Origin of the sequence: Polaromonas sp. YR568 (genome assembly GCF_943369415.1) — a bacterium.
GTDB lineage: Bacteria > Pseudomonadota > Gammaproteobacteria > Burkholderiales > Burkholderiaceae_C > Polaromonas.
The window spans coordinates 70,473-87,332 of record NZ_CALRNF020000018.1 but is presented as its reverse complement, the minus strand read 5'-3'; the positions used below and the strand labels follow the sequence as shown (position 1 = coordinate 87,332).

Genomic DNA, 16,860 nt, shown 5'->3' with positions numbered 1-16,860 from the left:
AATCTATTAGGGTAAATCCGATACGATATTTGATTTTCAGACTTCACAATCCACGCCATGACTTCGATAAGCCCCCTGCCCCATCCCGACCCCATCCCCTCCTTTGGCGATGGCGACGCGGAACCGCAACTGCGGTCCCGGCGCTCCGTCGGCGATGACATTTATGAAGTGCTGCTGGCGCGGCTGATCTCGCTCAAGGTCCCGCCCGGCGCGCGTATTTCCATCGACAAATTGGCCCGTGAACTGGGTGCATCCCAAACGCCGATACGCGCCGCGCTGATCCGGCTGGAAGCCGAAGGCCTGATCGTCAAGACGCACCTGGTCGGCTACAGCGCCACGGCCATCCCCTCTTCCCAGCGCTTCGGCGAGATCTTCCAGCTCCGCCAACTGCTGGAGCCGCATGCCGCCGCGCAGGCTGCCGCAAAACTCAGCGCCGAAGAGCGCGAAGACCTGCGCGCCCTGGTCAACAACATGTACGAGCCGTCCATGGACGATGAAAAGCTGGCCTACGGCAAGTTCGCGCACTGGGATGCGCACTTTCACCGCCTGATCGCGCTGTCCGGCGGCGGGCAGCTCATGGCCGAAACGCTGGACCGCCTGCAGACGCACATGCATCTGTTCCGGGTGCTTTTCCATTCCAGCGTGACGCAGGAAGCCATCAAGGAACACGAAGAGCTGTTCGACGCGCTGGTCGCCGGCAACGCCGACCGCGCCCGCACCGCCATGAAGCGGCACCTCCAGCTGTCGTTCAAGCGGATCTCGCCCGTGCTTGAAGCCTATGGCGATACGGGCTCTTTGCGCAGGGAGATTGCCGCCAGGCGCACGCCGTGACGAGCCGGGATTGACAGGGCCGGCCATCCCCCGGCCGCGCAACCACTATTAATAAGGAGACAAAAATGAAACGCAGACAACTTGCGATTGGACTGGGCGGCCTGGTAGCAGGCCTGGGCACGCGCCCGGCCTTCGCGCAAACGGCCGCGCCCTACCCCGCCAAACCCATCACCCTGGTCGCGTCGTTTTCAGGCATGACGGACCAGATGGGCCGCGTGCTGGGCGAAGCGATCAGCGCCAAAACCGGGACCCCGGTCGTCGTGGATACCAAGGCTGGCGCCAGCGGCATCATCGCGGCGGAATACGTGCTCAAGTCGCCGCCCGACGGTTATGTGCTCCTCCACACCACCAACACCACGCACGCGGCCAACCAGTCGCTGTTCAAGACTCTGCCCTACGACTACATCAAGGACTTCATTCCGGTCACGGGCGTGCTGCGCGGCTCCCTGATGATGGTGGCGAGTTCGGCGTCGCCCGCAAAAACCATTTCCGACCTCACGGAGATGGCCAGAAAACAGCCGGGCAAGCTGTCCTTCGGCTGGGGCGCCTCCGCCGTGCGCGCCGCCGTCGAGCTGTACCGCCAGACCGCATCGCTCGACTTTGTGTCGGTGCCCTACAAGACCAACGCCCAGGCCGTCGTCGACCTCATAGGCGGCAGGCTGGACTTCATGGCGCTGGACGCCCTGACGGCGGCGCCGCACATCGCCAGCGGCCGCATGCGCGCGCTGGCGGTCACCGGCGAAAAACGCATGCCGGGCTATCCTGCCGTCCCGACCATGCAGGAATCGGGTATTCCCGGTTATTCGATGACCTTCTGGCAAGGCATTTATGCGCCCAAAGGCACGCCCGACGCTGTGATCAAACGCGCCGCGGCCCTGCTGGTCGATGCCATCAACAGCCCGCAGGCCCGCAAATTCATGGCCACGGTCAGCGTCGATCCCTTCCCGATTTCCGGCGACGAACTGATGAAGTTCCAGCAGGCCGAAGCCGTCAAGTGGCGCGCGATCGTGGCCGCCGCCGGCATACAGCCTGAATAGAGCCCGGACAGAGCCTGAATAAAAGACCTCTTCAACCCGCAACACCGAACAGACAGAAAACCACCCATGCGTAAAGTCATCGTCACCTGCGCCGTCACCGGCTCCATCCACACGCCCTCGATGTCGCCGTACATCCCGATCACGCCGAAGGAGATCGCCGCCGCATCGATAGAGGCGCATGCCGCGGGCGCGTCCATCATCCACCTGCACGCGCGCGACCCGAAAGACGGCCGGCCCTCGCAGGACGTGGAACTGTTCCGGCAGTTCCTGCCCGAGATCAAAAATGCCTGCGACGTGGTCATCAACCTCACCACCGGCGGCGCCTCGACCATGTCGGTGCTGGAGCGCCTGCAGCCCGCGCTGCAGATGAAGCCCGAGGTCGCGTCGCTCAACATGGGCAGCATGAACTTCGGCCTCTACGAGATGCTGGGCCGTTACCCCAACCTCAAGCATGACTGGGAGCGCCCCTACCTGGAAGAAAGCGACGATCGCGTGTTCAAGAACACCTTCAAGGACATCGCCTACATCCTCGAGTCCTGCAGCGACAACGGCACGCGCTTCGAGATCGAGTGCTACGACATCGGCCACCTCTACACGGCCGCGCACTTCCTGGACCGCGGCCTCATCAAGGCGCCCATGATGATCCAGTCGGTTTTCGGCATACGCGGCGGCATAGGCGCCGACGTGGAAGACCTGATGCACATGAAACGCACCGCGGACCGCCTTTTCGGCGAAGACTATGTGTGGTCCGTGCTGGGCACCGGGCGCTCGCAGATGCCGCTGGCCGCCGCCGCCATCGTGGTCGGCGGCAATGCCCGCGTCGGCCTGGAAGACAGCCTTTGGGACGGCCCCGGCAAGCTGGCCGAAAGCAACGCAGCGCAGGTCAAGCGCCTGGTGTCCATCATCAAGGCGCTGTCGCTGGAAGTCGCCACGCCGGCCGATGCCCGCGCGGCGCTCAAGCTCAAGGGCAAGGACAACGTGGCGTTCTAGATAAAAAGCCGCTGCCGCTCCTCCATCCATCCCCATCCCATCGGAATACGACACCATGTACGACAAGACCGATCTGCGCTCAACCCTGTCCGCCACGGCCCCCGCAGCCGCCACGGCGCCGGATGCTTCCAAGCCTTTCGGCGGCGCCTCCTGCGTCCACTTCAAGCAAGGCCCCGCCGACGACAGCGATGCCCTGTGCCGCAAGTGGTACGGCCGCGGCCACAACTTCGTCATCTGTTATGTCGAGGCCAAGGCCGGCGCAAAAATCACGCGTGCCGGCCAGCCCGACGAGTTCGTCATCCTCTCGCCCCTGCACGCCACCGAACTGCACATCCGGTCCGACCACGGCAGCGCGGACATTCCGGGCTACTCCGTCGTCATCGTTCCGGCCGGCGCCAGCACCATCGAGGTCAAGAGCGACGGCCACTTCTTCATCCTCTACACCGCCCGCAGCAAGGACCTGGCGGCCAAGGCCGCCAACGCCGCGGCCTATGAAGCGCCGCGCCACCACGTCGCCCCGCTCGCGCCCTGGCCGGACCCGCTCGGCGGCCCGAAGATACGCCGCTACAGCATGGAAGTGGCCAACGAGCCCGGCCGCTTCGGCCGCATCTGGCGCTGCACCACCTTCATGGTCAACCTGTTTGTGGAAACCGCCCCGCGCGACGTCGAGAAGGTCTCGCCCCACTACCACGACGACTTCGAGCAGGGTTCGCTGCTCATGAGCGGCACCATGAGCCACCACATCCGCTGGCCCTGGACCACCAACATGCGCAACTGGCTGTCCGACGAACACATGGACTGCACCAGTCCCTCGATCGCCGTGATCCCGCCGCCGGCCATCCACACCTCCAACGGCACAGGCAGCGAGCTTCGCTTGCTGGTGGACGTGTTCTGCCCACCCCGCGTCGACTTCTCCCAGAAGCCGGGCTGGGTGCTCAACGCCGATGAATACCCCATGCCGGCGCAGCAACACGCCACCAACTGAAACCAATCTGCAACACAGCCATGAATCCAACACAAGGCGCGCGCGCCGCGGCATTTCGTGAGCGTGTCCTGAAACGGGAAACCGTCTATGGCACCTTCATCAAAACACCCAGCAGCCACAGCATCGAGATCATCGGCGGGGCGGGCTACGACTTCGTCCTGATCGACGCCGAACACGCGCCGTTCGGCCGCGTGGCGGCGGACAGCTGCATCCTGGCGGCACGGGCCGTCGGCGCGGCCCCGCTGGTGCGGGTGGCCTCACCCCATGACATTCTTGGCGCGCTGGACGATGGCGCTTTCGGCGTCATGGTGCCGCACCTGACCTCGGCCGCCTCCACCCGGGAGATCGTGGACCTCTGCCGCTACGCCGGCAAACGCGGCTTCTCGAACTCCCCGCGCGCCGGCGACTATGGCGTGCGCACCACCTGGGAGCACATCGACGCTTCGGACAAGGAGGTGCTGCTGCTCGGGATGATCGAGGACCCGGAGGCGGTCGAAAAGGCCGACGAGATCCTGGCGGTCGACGGGCTCGATGCGGTTTTCATCGGCCGAGGCGATCTCACGGCGGCTTACCGCGACCGCGAAGCAGGCTCGCCCAGGGTCAGGGCCGCGACGCTGAAGGTGATGGAGGCGGCCGGGCGCCACAACAAGCCCGTGTTCCTGCTGACGGCCAATGCCAAAGAAGCGGCCGAATACGCGGCGCTGGGCGCCAGCGGCTTTGTGACCGGCACGGACCAGGGATTCATGCGCGCCGCAGCCACTTCGGCCCTGCGCGAATACCAGTCGGCACTGGCCGGGAGATGACTTTCAGGGCCTGGCGATGGAAGGGCCGGCAGCCCTTCCCCGCCGGCCGTCAACCGGGCTGATTCCACCCAAGCCCGCACATTCCCTGCAAAACAAGGAGACACAAAATGAAAAAATTCAGCATTCCAGTTCTTCGCGCGAGGACTTTACTGCTGGCCGGCTTCACGGCCGCCGGCGCGCTGGCAGGCTCCCACGCCCTGGCGCAGGCTTACCCGACCAAACCGGTGAAGCTGGTCGTGCCCTACCCCGCCGGCGGCCCGGTCGACGGCGTTGCCCGCGGGTTGGCCGATCGCCTGGCAAAGATATGGAATGTGCCCATCATTGTCGACAACCGCGCCGGCGCCAACGAGGTGATCGCGGCGGACATCGTCGCAAAGTCCGCGCCTGACGGCTACACCATCCTGGCCGGCGCCGATCCCACCTTTGCGACCAACCAATATCTGTTCAAGAAGCTGCCCTACAACCCCCGCACCGACCTCATACCAGTCAGCCGCGTCGCCTTTGTGAACATGGCCCTGGTCGTCAACGGCAACTTTCCGGCCAACACCATGAAAGAGTTTGTGTCGGTGGTGCGCGCCAACCCCGGAAAGTACAACTACTCCGCCGGCTCCGGCACTGCGGCCCATGTGCACTTTGACGCCTTTTTGCGGCAACAGAAGCTGGACATGACCCATATCTCCTACCGGGGCGTCGCGCCGGCATTGCAGGATTTGCTGACCGGCCAGATCCACGCCACCATAGGCGGCATCACCACGGCGAAGCCGCACCTGGCCTCGGGCAAACTCAAGTTGCTGGCCATCAACGGCAGCAAACGCGCCAAGTCCCTGCCCGATGTGCCCACCTTCGCGGAAGCGGGGTTCCCCAACACGGAGGCCTACTTCTATGTCGGGCTGGCGGTTCCGAAAGGCACGCCCAAGGCCATCGTCGACGCCATTGCCAGCGCCAACAGCAAAGCCGTATCGGACCCCACTTTTGCCGGGAAAACCCTGGAACCGTTTGCCTATGACGCGCTCAGCGAAACCCCCGCGGAGTTCGAGGCCTTCCTGGTCGAAGACCGGGCCAAGGCCGAGAAAAAGATACGCGACGCCGGCGCCAGCCTCGACCAGTGACGGCCATGAGCAGCGCCAAGGGGAAGCTTCAGGAATTCACCATGCCTCCAAAACTTCTGTATGCCCTGTGTCTTGCCCTGTGCGCGGCGATCCTGCCGGCGGCCGCACAGGAAACGTTTCCGAACAAGCCCATCAAGATCGTCGTGCCGCTGGGCCCGGGCGGCTCGTCCGACCTGGGCGCAAGAATCGTGGCGCGCAAGCTCTCCGACGAACTCAAACAACCTGTGGTGGTGGAAAACCGGTCCGGCGGCAACCAGGTGATAGGCATTGGTGCGGTCAAAAACGCGCCGCCCGACGGCTATACCCTGCTGTGGACGACCAGCGGCATTTTTGCCGCCGCCGTCGTCAACAAGTCGGTGCCCTTCGACGCCTTGAAGGACTTTGAACCCATCACCCTGGGCGGGCGCACCAATGCGGTGGTCATCGTCCACAACTCCGTGCCTGTCAACAGCCTGAAGTCCTTTGTCGACTACGCCAAGGCCAACCCCGGCAAGCTCAATTTCGCCTCCACCGGCGGCTCCGTCACCTTGCTGATCCACCATTTCATGCAGACGGTCGGCATCGACATGCCCGTCATCGCCTACAAAAGCCAGCCCGCCAGCATGAACGACTTCCTGGCCGGGCAGGTGCAGGTCATGATCGACAGGCCCAGTGTCTACAAGGCGCAGATTGCCGGCCGCGGCCGGGCCGTGGCGGTCACGGGCGCCGGCAGGGACAGGGATATTCCGGATGTGCCCACCGTGGCCGAGCAGGGCTACAAGGGCTTTGACATCGACACCTGGCAGGCCATGTTCATCAGGTCCGGCACACCGCCGGACCGCGTGTCCAAAATCAGCAGCGCCATGGCCCGCGTGATGGCCGACCCTGAAGTGCGCAGGCAGTTCGTGGACATCGGCGTGGAACCTGCGGGCTCAAGCGCCAAAGAACTGGAGGCCTTGAGCCGCAGCGATGCCGCGCGATGGAAAGCAGTGGCCGCGAAATCAGGGTTCCAGGCCGAATAGCCCGGCCCGGCGGCAGGCCTTCCCCCAATTTTCCCTTTCGTGTCTTTTCTTTTTTTTTGATGGAGCACCCCTGTATGGTCGACGACGACACCCTGAAACTCAACGCGCAGCTTTCGCTGCAACTCTCCGAATATTGGAACGAAATCGACGTCAACGGCGGCACAAACGCCTCCGCCTATTACACGGAGGATGCCGAGTTCCACGGCCAGGCCGCCTCCTACCTCGGCCGCGCGAAGATCCAGCAGTTCTACGACTGGCGCGTGAAACAGGGGCCCCGCCTGTCGGTCCACAGTTTCACCAATTTCAGGGCCTGGTTCACAGGGCCGGACACGGCCGAGGCCACCAACTACCTGTGCCTGTATGCCGCCAACGGCGTCCGCATACTGCCCACCCATCCGCCCATCTCGATATCGCTCGCAACCGACCGCTACAAACGGTCGGCGGACGGCCGCTGGCTGTGCACCTACCGCCGCTTCGAGCACTGGTTTGAAGGCGGCGCGCCGATTACCAACCCCAAGCTCGACGACAAGTAGCCGTCACCGAGGCATGCGAACATGCGGCATGTGGCATGCACGGGCTTGCCCCTCTTTCCTGTTTTTTCAACGTCCGTCTGAATAATGGTCAATTTTCCGAGGTAAACGAATGTCTGAAGTCATCATCATCACCGGCGCCAGCAGCGGCATAGGCGCGGCCACTGCCCGCATTCTGGCGGCGCAGGGCGCGAACATCGTCATCAACTACGTCAGTTCCAGGGACCTGGCCGAGGGCGTCGTCGCTGAAGTCAAGAAGCTGGGCGGCAATGCCATCGCGGTGCAGGCCGACATGGGCTCCGAAGCGGACATCGTCCGCCTGTATGCGGAAGCCGACAAGGCCTTCGGCCCCGTCACCGGCGTCGTCAACAATGCGGCCGTCAATTCGCCGACGCACCGCAAAATCGCGGACTACACCTTTGAGGAAGTCATGCGCGTGCTGGGCGTCAATGCCGCCGGCGTGCTCATCTCCTGCCGCGAGGCGGTCAAGCGCATGTCGACCAAAAACGGCGGCAAGGGCGGCGCCATCGTCAATGTGTCGTCCATAGGCGCGCTGACCGGCTCGCCCGGCCGTTTTGTCCACTACGCGGGCTCCAAGGCCGCTGTCGACACCATGACCATGGGCCTGGGGGTTGAGCTCGCGCGCGACGGCATACGCATCAACGCCATCCGCCCCGGCATGGTCGACACCCCCATGCACGCCAAGACAGGCCAGGCCGAGCGCGTCGCCGAAGGCGCCGCCGCCACTCCGCTGGGCCGCGCCGGCCGCCCCGAAGAAGTGGCCGAATCCATCGTCTGGCTTCTGTCTGACAAGGCCTCGCTGGTGACCGGCGCCGTCCTCAATGTGATGGGCGCGCAGCGCTAGGGGCTGAGAGCGTCATTTGCCTGGTTATTGAGTCAGGCCGGCGCGGCCGCCGCCGGCGTGGCCGTGCGCTCCCAATCTCAACACACCTGCCTGCAGGGACGACCGCTACGACCGCAACCGGGAAACGCCTGGCTGCGCCCCCGGTTAACGGGACCGGCCACCGACCGGATACTGATCTCTGAAAACAGTATGGCGCACACTATGCCTGTTCCCCGAACGTCAGGATCCCAATATGCAGCTCTCAACATTCATCAACGCCAGCATCGAGGAAATTCTCGGTGAATGGAACAGGTTTGCGAAGACCCTGTTCCCTCCCGAAGACAAGAGCAACGCGTATCTCCTGCGTGACCATGCGCGAGAGCCTTACAGCATGAGCCTGATGCCGAATGCGGCCGGCAGCGCCGCGCAGGCGCGCTCTATAGGCCGGTGCAGCGTCATGTAGCCCTCAATCACGCCGGGACCGCCCAACCGCGAGCGTCCTGCCGCAATACTCACAGCAGAAGCCGCGGATCCAGCTCTGCAATGGCGAATTTGCGCACATGCGCAATGAAGGGATCGACCAGCTTGGGCGGGGTGCGCTGCAGGGGCGTCAGCACTGAAAACTCCAGCGGCACCGAGGGCTCGAAGGGAATGAAGCGCAGGTCGCCGCCCTTGTATTCCATGGCCGTGATGGCATCGACCAGCGCAATGCCCTGCCCCGCCGCCACCAGCGAACACATCGCGGCCGAAACCTGGACCTCCACCTGGGCCGGTTTGTATTTCACCCCGTGGGCCGCGAACATGGCATCGATCAGCAGCCGCGTTGCGATGTTGTTCGGGTGCGAAATAAACAGTTCGCCTTCGATGTCGGCCGGCACCACCACCTCACGGCCGGCCAGGCGGTGGCCGACGGGCACGACGCACACGTGCGCGGCCGACAAAAGGGTGTCTCCGTGCGTGCCGGTGTTGCTGATGGAGAGGTTGACGATGCCCACGTCGCAGCGCTGGCCTATCACCATGTCGACGATGGTGCGCGAGTCGTACACCCCCAGCATGATCTTGATCTCGCCATGGTCCTTCAGGAAGCCCGCGATCGCGCGCGGCAGGAAGGACAGCGCAATCGACGGCGGCGCCGCCACGTGCAGCGCGCCGCGCTGCTGCGTCTTGATGGCGTGGGCCATGCGCGCGATGCGTTCGACGCCGATCAGCGAGCGGTTGACCTCCTCATACAGCAGTTGCGCTTCCGCCGTCGGGTGCAGGCGCCCGCGCGCGCGTTCGAACAGCGGGAAACCCGCGCTCTCTTCCAGATCGGCGAGCAGGCGCGTGACGGCCGGCTGCGAGATGAACAGCATGTCGGCCGCGCGGGTGACGGTCTGGCACAGCATGATGGCGCGGAAGGCTTCGAGTTGTCTGAGACGCAAGGGAAAACCCCGAAAACTCCATAACACAATGTTATGGATGTAAAAAATAATTGTATTGGTTTTACATCAAGCCGCCATCTACCATTGAATTCGTCAGTGTAGATGTGGGTTGTGTGGCCATTATCGACCCATAACCTGTTGTGTCAAATTAGTGCGTGAAGCGCCCCAGAGTGGGCCGGATGCACCGTTATGGAGAACCCCGATGAAAGCAAAATTCCTGGGCGCGCCGCTTGCCGCAACCGTCGCCCTGGCCTGTGCGGGCCTGGCCCACGCGCAATCCGTCCCCACCGTTTACGTGGGCTCGTACGGCGGCTCCACCGAAAAGGCGTTCAAGGAAAAAATCATCCCGGCCTTTGAGGCAGCCCGCAAGGTCAAGGTCGTCTACGTGGCGGGCAACTCCACCGATACCCTGGCCAAGCTGCAGGCGCAGAAGGACAAGCAGGAGCTGGACCTCGTGCTGCTGGACGACGGCCCCATGCAGCAGGCCGTGCAGTTCGGCTTTTGCGACAAGGTCAAGGACGCGCCCATCTACAAGGATCTTTACCCGCTGGCCCGCATCGACGACCGCTCCATGGCGATCGGCGCCGTCGCCACGGGCCTGGCCTACAACACCGAAGCCTTCAAGAAAGCCGGCCTGCCCAAACCCGACTCCTGGCAAATCCTCACCGACAGGAAGTTCAAGCAGAAGCTGGCCATCCCGCCCATCTCCAACACCTACGGCCTGCAGACGCTGATCATGTACGCAAAGATGCGCGGCGGCGGCGAAAAGGCCATCGACGCCGGCTTCGACGCCATGGCCAAGGAAGTCGCGCCCAACGTGCTGGCCTGGGAGCCATCGCCCGGCAAGATGACCGAGCTGTTCCAGAACGGCGACATCAACCTCGCGGTGTGGGGCAGCGGGCGCACCGAGTCCTTCAGGGCCACCGGTTTCCCCATCGAGTTCGTCTATCCCAAGGAAGGCGCGATGGCGCTGCTGATCGCGGCCTGCCCGATCGTCAACAGCGACGTGCCCGAGCACGCCCAGGCCCTGCTGCAATACCTGATGACGCCTGAAGTGCAGGTCCTGCTGGCCGAGACCCAGGGCTTCGGCCCGGTCAACAGCAAGGTCAAGCTGGAGCCCGCCATCGCCGCCAAGGTGCCCTACGGCCCGGCGCAGATCGGCAAGCTGCTGCCGACCAACTGGTCTGTGGTCAATGAGAAGCGCGGCGAATGGACGAACCGCTGGAACCGCACCATCGAACGCTGAAGGGGGATAAACCTACTGCGCGGCCCGAGGCCGGCGCTGCGGTCCTCACCGTACTGGTGTACGGTTCCGGTCCTCCCACCGGCCTCGGACCGCTCGCTACGGTTTCTCCGCCCTTCAGCTCCCTTCGCGATCTCCTTTTTCTGGCGATTTTTTTCGGCAGCTCCTTAGCCACCTGAATTGAGCACCTATGACCTTCCTCTCCCTCCAAAAGCTCACCCGGCATTTCGACGATTTTGTCGCGGTCGAATCGCTGGACCTGGACATTGAGCGGGGCGAGTTCATCTCGCTGCTCGGCCCGTCGGGTTGCGGCAAGACGACCACGCTGCAGATGATCGCGGGTTTCGTGACGCCGACGCGCGGCAGCATCGTGCTCGAGGGCCAGGACATCACCGCCCTGCGTCCTGAAAAGCGCGGCATGGGTGTGGTGTTCCAGAGCTATGCGCTGTTTCCCCACATGACGGTGGAAGCCAACGTTGGTTTCGGCCTGGAGATGCGCGGCATGGGCCGCAGCGAGCGCGCCCGGCGCATCGGCGAGACGCTGGACCTGGTGCGGCTGGGCGGCCTGGGCAAGCGCTTCACGCGCGAACTCTCGGGCGGCCAGCGCCAGCGCGTGGCCATCGCCCGCGCCCTGGCCATACGCCCGCAGCTGCTGCTGCTCGACGAGCCCATGTCCAACCTCGACGCCAAGCTGCGCGAGGACATGCACATCGAGCTGCGCGCCATCCAGCGCCACCTGGGCATCACCACCTTGCTGGTCACGCACGACCAGGTCGAGGCCATGACCATGAGCGACCGCATCGCCGTCATGCACGGCGGCAGGATCGTGCAGCTGGCCATGCCTTTCGAGGCCTACGAGCAGCCGGGCTCGCCCTTCGCCTCGGCTTTTCTCGGCAAGACGAATTCGCTGAGCGGGCGCGTCGTCACCAACAACCAGCGCTGCGCCGTCGTCACTGTAAACGAGCGCGAGTTGCACATCCCGCACGGCGGCCGCAGCCTGGACGGCGAGGTGCACGTCTTCGTGCGGCCTGAAAAGCTGCGCCTGGGTGCGGCCGGCGGCGGCCTGCCCGGCCAGGTCAAGACGCGCGTCTTCCTCGGCAACCACTGGATGCTGCAGGTCGACACCGCCATGGGCCTGATGAGCGTGAGCCTGCCCAACATCGGCGAGGTGCCGCCGGCCGAAGGCAGCACCGTCGGCGTCAGCTGGTCGGACGACGACCTGCGCGTGCTGCCCCGGCAGGAGGTGGCCCATGGCTGAAGCCACCGCCGCCATGCCCGGGGCCGGCGCCGCGCCGCCGCGCCGAACATCCACCGAAGGCGCCGGCGCCACGCCCTGGCTGCTGGCTTCGCCCGCGCTGCTGCTGTTCATCGGCCTGCTGCTGGTGCCGCTGCTGCTGACGGCGCTGCTGTCCTTCCACGCCTTCGACGGCACGCGCGGCGTGCTGCCCGACTACACCTGGCGCAACTACCTTGAAGTGTTCTCGGACGGCTATTACCACGAGATATTCCTGCGCACCGGCGGCCTGGCCCTGGGCGTGACCCTGCTGTGCGTGCTCTTCGGGGTGCCGGAGACGCTGATCCTGGCGCGCATGAAAAGTCCCTGGCGCGCCCTCTTCCTCATCGTCATCCTCGGGCCCCTGCTGATCTCGGTGGTGGTGCGCACGCTGGGCTGGGCCATCCTTTTCGGCAACAACGGGTTGATCAACAGCACGCTGATGGGCCTGGGCATCACCAGTGAGCCGGTGCGCCTGCTGTTCAGCATGACGGGCGTGGCCATCGCGCTGACCCATGTGCTGATTCCCTTCATGGTGATCTCGGTCTGGGCCAACCTGCAAAAGCTCGATCCGCAGGTGGAAAACGCCGGCCTTTCGCTGGGCGCCCCGCCGCGCAAGGTGTTCTGGCGCGTGATGCTGCCGCAGTTGCTGCCCGGCATTCTCTCGGGCGGCATCATCGTCTTCGCCCTGTCGGCGTCGGCCTTCGCCACGCCGGCCCTGCTGGGCGGGCGCAAGCTCAAGGTGGTAGCCACGGCCGCCTACGACGAGTTCCTCAACACCCTGAACTGGCCGCTGGGCGCCACCATCGCCATGCTGCTGCTGCTGGCCAACGTGCTCATCATCCTGGGCGCCAACCGCTGGGTAGAACGACGCTTCAGCCAGGTCTTCTCCTGAAGGTATGAATAAACCTGTTGCGCCCTCCGATCCCGGCACTGCGGTCCTCACCGTACTGATGTACGGCTCCGGTCCTCCTACCAGGCTCGAAGCGCTCGCTACGGTTTCTTCACACCTTCAAGGCACTGATCAGCACTAATCATCAAGGCACAGGATTTTTATGCGCAAGAACGGTTTCTTTTCCCTGCTCTACCACGCCCTGTTCATCGGCTTCATCATCGCGCCGCTGGTGGTGGTGATGCTGGTGTCCTTCACCAGCAAGGGCTTCATCTCCATGCCCTTTGCCGAAGGCTTTTCGCTGCGCTGGTTCCGCGCCATCCTCGGCTCGACCGAGATCATCCGCGCGTTCTGGTTCTCGCTCTGGCTGGGCCTGGCCTCGGCCACCGTGGCTATCGCGCTGGCCGTGCCGGGGGCGCTGGCGCTGACCCGCTACAAGTTCGCCGGCCGCGGCGTACTGGTCGGCTTTTTCATGTCGCCGCTGATGATTCCGCACGTCGTGCTGGGCGTGGCCTTCCTGCGCTTTTTCACGACCATCAACGTGACCGGCTCCTTCATCTGGCTGGCCGCCACCCACGTCATCGTGATCGTTCCTTATGCGCTGCGGCTGGTGCTGTCCTCGGCCACCGGGCTGGACCGCGATGCCGAGCGCGCCGCGCTGTCGCTGGGCGCCTCCCCCTTCACCGCCTTCCGGCGCGTGGTGCTGCCGCTCATCCTGCCGGGCGTGGCCGGCGGCTGGATGCTGGCCTTCATCCAGAGCTTCGATGAACTCACGATGACGGTCTTCGTCGCCACGCCGGGCACCACCACGCTGCCCGTCGCCATGTACAACCAGATCGCCCAGACCATAGACCCGCTGGTGGCCGCGGTGGCCACCGTGCTCATCGTCGGCACGCTCGTCGTGATGGTCGCCATGGACCGCCTTGTCGGCCTGGACCGCGTGCTGATCGGCAAGAACTGAATACCGCATGACAAACACCACACCCCCCCACAACAACAGCGACGTCATCGTCATAGGCGGCGGCCTGGTCGGCAGCGCCCTGGCCTACGGCCTGGCACGCCAGGGCGCCCAGGTCACCCTGCTCGACGAAGGCGACCAGGCCTTGCGCGCCTCGCGCGGCAACTTCGGCCTGGTCTGGGTACAGGGCAAGGGCTTCGGCATGACGCCCTATGCCCGCTGGACGCGGTCCTCGGCAAGCCTCTGGCCGCGGCTGGCGCGGGAACTGCTCGACGACACCGGCATCGACGTGCGGCTGGAGCAGCCCGGCGGCTTTTGCTTCACCTTCTCCGATGAAGAGAAAGAAGAGCGGCGGCTGCGCATGCAGGCCATCCAGGATGAACTCGCGGGCGACTACCCCTTCGAGATGCTGGACCGGCAGGAGGTCATCGCCCGCGTGCCCGCCCTGGGTCCCGCCGTGACCGGCGCGAGCTACACGCCCATGGACGGCCACACCAACCCGCTCAAGCTGCTGCGCGCCCTGCACGCGGCCAGCCTCAAGCGCGGTGTGCGCTACGTCGGCGGCCAGCCGGTGAAAACCGTGACGGCCCAGCCGCGCGCCGGCGGCAGCCTGTTCACCGTCGAGGGCCGCTGGCAGGCGCCGCGCGTGGTGCTGGCCGCCGGTCTCGGCAATCGCGACCTGGCCGGGCAGGTCTGCCTGCACGCGCCCGTGGTGCCCAACCGCGGCCAGGTGCTCGTCGGCGAGCGCACGGCGCGCTTCCTGGACTACCCCACGCTCAACGTGCGGCAGACCGACGAGGGCACCATCCAGCTCGGCGACTCGATGGAAGAGGTCGGCTTCAACGACAACGTCACCACCGGCGTGCTGGCGGATATCGCCCGGCGCGGCGTGCGCACCTTTCCCGTGCTGGCCGGCCTGCGCCTCGTGCGGGCCTGGGGCGCGCTGCGCGTCATGAGCCCCGACGGCTTTCCCGTCTACGACGAGTCGCCCCGGCACCCCGGCGCTTTCGTCACCACCTGCCACAGCGGCGTCACGCTCGCCGCCGCGCACGCTTTCCGCGCCGCGCCCTGGATCAGCGGCGCGCCGCGGCCCGAAGAGATAGGCGTCTTCCAGGGCGACCGCTTTTTAAACCCCAACTACCGCCCCAGCCATGCCCACTGATTCCCTCTTTCAACCGCTGGCCCAGGCCGGCGCCTCCACCACGGCGACCGTCGCCGTCACCCTCAACGGCCGGCCGCTGCAGGTACCCATGGGCGCCAGCGTGGCGGCCGCCCTGCTGGCCGCCGGCGTCAAGCGCTTTCGCAACTCGCCGGTGTCAGGCGAGGCCCGGGCCCCTTACTGCATGATGGGCGTGTGCTTCGAATGCCTGCTGGAGATCGACGGCGTGCCCAACCGCCAGGGCTGCCTGGTTCCTTTGGAAGCCGGCATGGCCATCCGTACACAAGATGGCATGCGCGACCTGCTGGCCGAAGCCCAAACCAAAACCCCGGCCCTTGCGCTCGCGCAGGCGATGGAGGCACCCCATGGCCTATGAAGCATCAGCGCCTGTGGCGCCCCGTCCCATTGAGCAGGTCGACGTCGCCATCATCGGCGCCGGCCCCGCCGGCATGGCCGCGGCCATCGCCGCGCGCAAACACGGCGCCAGTGTCGTGCTCCTCGACGAACAGCCGGCCGCCGGCGGCCAGATTTACCGCGGCGTCACCGATGCGCCCGCCGCCCGCCTGGACATCCTGGGCCCCGATTACGGCGCCGGCGCCGCGCTGGCCGGGGACTTCGCCGCCAGCGGCGCCCGCCACATCACCGGCGCCGCCGTCTGGCAGGTCACGGCCGAACACCAGGTGCACTACCTGCAGGACGGCGGCGTGCGCTCCGTGCAGGCCGGCTGCGTGCTGCTGTGCACAGGCGCCATGGAACGGCCCTTTCCCATCCCGGGCTGGACGCTGCCCGGCGTGCTGACGGCCGGCGCCGCGCAAATCCTGCTCAAGGGATCCGGCATGGCGCCGACGCAGCCGGTGGTGCTGGCCGGCTGCGGCCCGCTGCTCTACCTGCTCGGCTGGCAGTACGTGCGCGCCGGTGTGCCGATTGCGGCCATCGTCGACACCACCGACGGCGCCGACTACCGCCGCGCCATCCGCCATGCGGGCAACGCGCTGGCCGGCTGGCGTTACCTGCACAAAGGCCTGTCGCTCATGGCCGCGCTGAAGAAAGCCGGTGTGCCCTTCTACAAAGGCGCGACCGGGCTGCACGTGCTGGGCAATGGCCAGGCCAGCGGCCTGGGCTTTGCCAGCGGCGGCGCCCTGCGCAAGGTGGACAGCCCGCTGGTGCTGCTGCACCAGGGCGTGGTGCCCAACACCCAGTTCTCCTGGTCGCTGCGCGCCAAACACCTGTGGGACGAGGCTCAGCTCTGCTGGTCGCCCGTCACCGACACCTGGGGCGAGCTTGACGTGCCCGGCATCTTCGTCGCCGGCGATAGCGGCGGCATAGGCGGCGCCCGCGTGGCCGCGCTGCAGGGCGAACTCGCCGGGCTGGCCGCCGCCGCGCGGCTCGGCAAACTCGCCGACTCCACGCGGGACAGCCTGGCCGCACCACTGCGCGCCGAAATGCGGCAGCACCTGTTCATCCGGCCCTTCCTCGACGCCCTGTACCGCCCGAAGAAAGCCAACCGCATTCCGGCCGACACCACCATCGTCTGCCGCTGCGAGGAGGTCACCGCCGGCGACATACGCGGCTATGTCGGGATAGGCTGCGCCGGTCCCAACCAGGCCAAGAGCTTCGGCCGCTGCGGCATGGGGCCTTGCCAGGGCCGCCAGTGCGGCCTGACGGTGACGGAAGTCATCGCCGATGCGCGCGGCGTATCGCCCGGCGAGACCGGCTACTTCCGCATCCGCCCGCCCATCAAGCCCATCACGCTCGGGGAACTTGCGCGTGAGGCCTGAGGGCGC

At 65.8% G+C, this 16,860-nt stretch carries 18 protein-coding genes; 17 read left to right on the top strand and 1 reads right to left on the bottom strand.

Features of this window, described 5'->3' with window-relative positions; all coding sequences use genetic code 11:
- The first annotated feature begins 57 nt into the window (after window positions 1–57).
- From ACLV74_RS13165 to ACLV74_RS13120, 10 genes are all read left to right on the top strand, one after another.
- The gene (locus ACLV74_RS13165; protein ID WP_411879834.1) at window positions 58–831 is read left to right on the top strand and encodes a GntR family transcriptional regulator; all 774 of its coding nucleotides are present in this window, start codon (window positions 58–60) and stop codon (window positions 829–831) included.
- A gap of 65 nt (window positions 832–896) precedes the next feature.
- Window positions 897–1,868: a Bug family tripartite tricarboxylate transporter substrate binding protein gene (locus ACLV74_RS13160; RefSeq protein WP_411879833.1), complete on the top strand. Its 972-nt coding sequence runs from the start codon at window positions 897–899 to the stop codon at window positions 1,866–1,868.
- Between the two features lie 66 nt (window positions 1,869–1,934).
- Window positions 1,935–2,858, top strand: coding sequence for a 3-keto-5-aminohexanoate cleavage protein (locus tag ACLV74_RS13155; protein ID WP_411879832.1), 924 nt, complete (start codon window positions 1,935–1,937; stop codon window positions 2,856–2,858).
- Window positions 2,859–2,913: 55 nt separating this feature from the next.
- Window positions 2,914–3,843: a hypothetical protein gene (locus ACLV74_RS13150; protein ID WP_411879831.1), complete on the top strand. Its 930-nt coding sequence runs from the start codon at window positions 2,914–2,916 to the stop codon at window positions 3,841–3,843.
- A gap of 20 nt (window positions 3,844–3,863) precedes the next feature.
- A complete protein-coding gene (locus ACLV74_RS13145) occupies window positions 3,864–4,646 on the top strand; it encodes an HpcH/HpaI aldolase family protein (protein WP_411879830.1) in 783 nt (260 codons plus the stop codon).
- A 107-nt stretch (window positions 4,647–4,753) separates the two neighbouring features.
- Window positions 4,754–5,755: a Bug family tripartite tricarboxylate transporter substrate binding protein gene (locus ACLV74_RS13140; protein ID WP_411879829.1), complete on the top strand. Its 1,002-nt coding sequence runs from the start codon at window positions 4,754–4,756 to the stop codon at window positions 5,753–5,755.
- A gap of 41 nt (window positions 5,756–5,796) precedes the next feature.
- On the top strand, window positions 5,797–6,756 hold the full coding sequence (locus ACLV74_RS13135; protein WP_411879828.1) for a Bug family tripartite tricarboxylate transporter substrate binding protein: 960 nt from the start codon (window positions 5,797–5,799) through the stop codon (window positions 6,754–6,756).
- 74 nt (window positions 6,757–6,830) lie between these two features.
- A complete protein-coding gene (locus ACLV74_RS13130; protein ID WP_411879827.1) occupies window positions 6,831–7,289 on the top strand; it encodes a hypothetical protein in 459 nt (152 codons plus the stop codon).
- 109 nt (window positions 7,290–7,398) lie between these two features.
- Window positions 7,399–8,151 carry an SDR family oxidoreductase gene (locus ACLV74_RS13125; protein WP_411879826.1) on the top strand — a complete coding sequence of 251 codons (753 nt, stop codon included), beginning with the start codon at window positions 7,399–7,401 and terminating at the stop codon, window positions 8,149–8,151.
- Between the two features lie 232 nt (window positions 8,152–8,383).
- Entirely contained in the window at window positions 8,384–8,593 is a 210-nt protein-coding gene (locus ACLV74_RS13120; RefSeq protein WP_411879825.1) for a hypothetical protein, read from the top strand.
- Window positions 8,594–8,642: 49 nt separating this feature from the next.
- Here ACLV74_RS13120 and ACLV74_RS13115 read toward each other — a convergent pair whose 3' ends face one another.
- Complete coding sequence (locus ACLV74_RS13115) at window positions 8,643–9,551, bottom strand: LysR substrate-binding domain-containing protein (RefSeq protein ID WP_411879824.1); 909 nt, start codon at window positions 9,549–9,551, stop codon at window positions 8,643–8,645.
- Window positions 9,552–9,753: 202 nt separating this feature from the next.
- Between ACLV74_RS13115 and ACLV74_RS13110 the strand changes: the two genes are divergently transcribed.
- From ACLV74_RS13110 to ACLV74_RS13080, 7 genes are all read left to right on the top strand, one after another.
- Entirely contained in the window at window positions 9,754–10,797 is a 1,044-nt protein-coding gene (locus ACLV74_RS13110) for an ABC transporter substrate-binding protein (RefSeq protein WP_411879823.1), read from the top strand.
- Between the two features lie 187 nt (window positions 10,798–10,984).
- On the top strand, window positions 10,985–12,052 hold the full coding sequence (locus ACLV74_RS13105) for an ABC transporter ATP-binding protein (protein WP_411879822.1): 1,068 nt from the start codon (window positions 10,985–10,987) through the stop codon (window positions 12,050–12,052).
- A gap of 13 nt (window positions 12,053–12,065) precedes the next feature.
- Complete coding sequence (locus tag ACLV74_RS13100) at window positions 12,066–12,962, top strand: ABC transporter permease (RefSeq protein WP_411879859.1); 897 nt, start codon at window positions 12,066–12,068, stop codon at window positions 12,960–12,962.
- Window positions 12,963–13,122: 160 nt separating this feature from the next.
- Complete coding sequence (locus ACLV74_RS13095) at window positions 13,123–13,920, top strand: ABC transporter permease (protein WP_411879821.1); 798 nt, start codon at window positions 13,123–13,125, stop codon at window positions 13,918–13,920.
- Between the two features lie 7 nt (window positions 13,921–13,927).
- Window positions 13,928–15,079, top strand: coding sequence for an NAD(P)/FAD-dependent oxidoreductase (locus ACLV74_RS13090; protein ID WP_411879820.1), 1,152 nt, complete (start codon window positions 13,928–13,930; stop codon window positions 15,077–15,079).
- Window positions 15,069–15,452 (top strand): (2Fe-2S)-binding protein, encoded by a 384-nt coding sequence (locus ACLV74_RS13085; RefSeq protein ID WP_411879819.1) that lies wholly within the window; start codon window positions 15,069–15,071, stop codon window positions 15,450–15,452. Before ACLV74_RS13090 ends, ACLV74_RS13085 begins: the two co-directional genes overlap by 11 nt.
- A complete protein-coding gene (locus tag ACLV74_RS13080) occupies window positions 15,442–16,854 on the top strand; it encodes an NAD(P)/FAD-dependent oxidoreductase (protein WP_411879818.1) in 1,413 nt (470 codons plus the stop codon). Before ACLV74_RS13085 ends, ACLV74_RS13080 begins: the two co-directional genes overlap by 11 nt.
- Window positions 16,855–16,860: the final 6 nt, after the last annotated feature.

Excerpts from the sequence above, each read along its gene's own strand:
- ACLV74_RS13135 (WP_411879828.1), top strand. The coding sequence starts at position 5,797 with ATGCCTCCAAAACTTCTGTATGCCCTGTGTCTTGCCCTGTGCGCGGCG.
- ACLV74_RS13085 (WP_411879819.1), top strand. The coding sequence starts at position 15,069 with ATGCCCACTGATTCCCTCTTTCAACCGCTGGCCCAGGCCGGCGCCTCC.
- ACLV74_RS13145 (WP_411879830.1), top strand. The coding sequence starts at position 3,864 with ATGAATCCAACACAAGGCGCGCGCGCCGCGGCATTTCGTGAGCGTGTC.
- ACLV74_RS13165 (WP_411879834.1), top strand. The coding sequence starts at position 58 with ATGACTTCGATAAGCCCCCTGCCCCATCCCGACCCCATCCCCTCCTTT.
- ACLV74_RS13110 (WP_411879823.1), top strand. The coding sequence starts at position 9,754 with ATGAAAGCAAAATTCCTGGGCGCGCCGCTTGCCGCAACCGTCGCCCTG.
- ACLV74_RS13140 (WP_411879829.1), top strand. The coding sequence starts at position 4,754 with ATGAAAAAATTCAGCATTCCAGTTCTTCGCGCGAGGACTTTACTGCTG.
- ACLV74_RS13155 (WP_411879832.1), top strand. The coding sequence starts at position 1,935 with ATGCGTAAAGTCATCGTCACCTGCGCCGTCACCGGCTCCATCCACACG.
- ACLV74_RS13150 (WP_411879831.1), top strand. The coding sequence starts at position 2,914 with ATGTACGACAAGACCGATCTGCGCTCAACCCTGTCCGCCACGGCCCCC.
- ACLV74_RS13130 (WP_411879827.1), top strand. The coding sequence starts at position 6,831 with ATGGTCGACGACGACACCCTGAAACTCAACGCGCAGCTTTCGCTGCAA.
- ACLV74_RS13095 (WP_411879821.1), top strand. The coding sequence starts at position 13,123 with ATGCGCAAGAACGGTTTCTTTTCCCTGCTCTACCACGCCCTGTTCATC.
- ACLV74_RS13080 (WP_411879818.1), top strand. The coding sequence starts at position 15,442 with ATGGCCTATGAAGCATCAGCGCCTGTGGCGCCCCGTCCCATTGAGCAG.
- ACLV74_RS13100 (WP_411879859.1), top strand. The coding sequence starts at position 12,066 with ATGCCCGGGGCCGGCGCCGCGCCGCCGCGCCGAACATCCACCGAAGGC.
- ACLV74_RS13160 (WP_411879833.1), top strand. The coding sequence starts at position 897 with ATGAAACGCAGACAACTTGCGATTGGACTGGGCGGCCTGGTAGCAGGC.
- ACLV74_RS13090 (WP_411879820.1), top strand. The coding sequence starts at position 13,928 with ATGACAAACACCACACCCCCCCACAACAACAGCGACGTCATCGTCATA.
- ACLV74_RS13125 (WP_411879826.1), top strand. The coding sequence starts at position 7,399 with ATGTCTGAAGTCATCATCATCACCGGCGCCAGCAGCGGCATAGGCGCG.
- ACLV74_RS13105 (WP_411879822.1), top strand. The coding sequence starts at position 10,985 with ATGACCTTCCTCTCCCTCCAAAAGCTCACCCGGCATTTCGACGATTTT.
- ACLV74_RS13120 (WP_411879825.1), top strand. The coding sequence starts at position 8,384 with ATGCAGCTCTCAACATTCATCAACGCCAGCATCGAGGAAATTCTCGGT.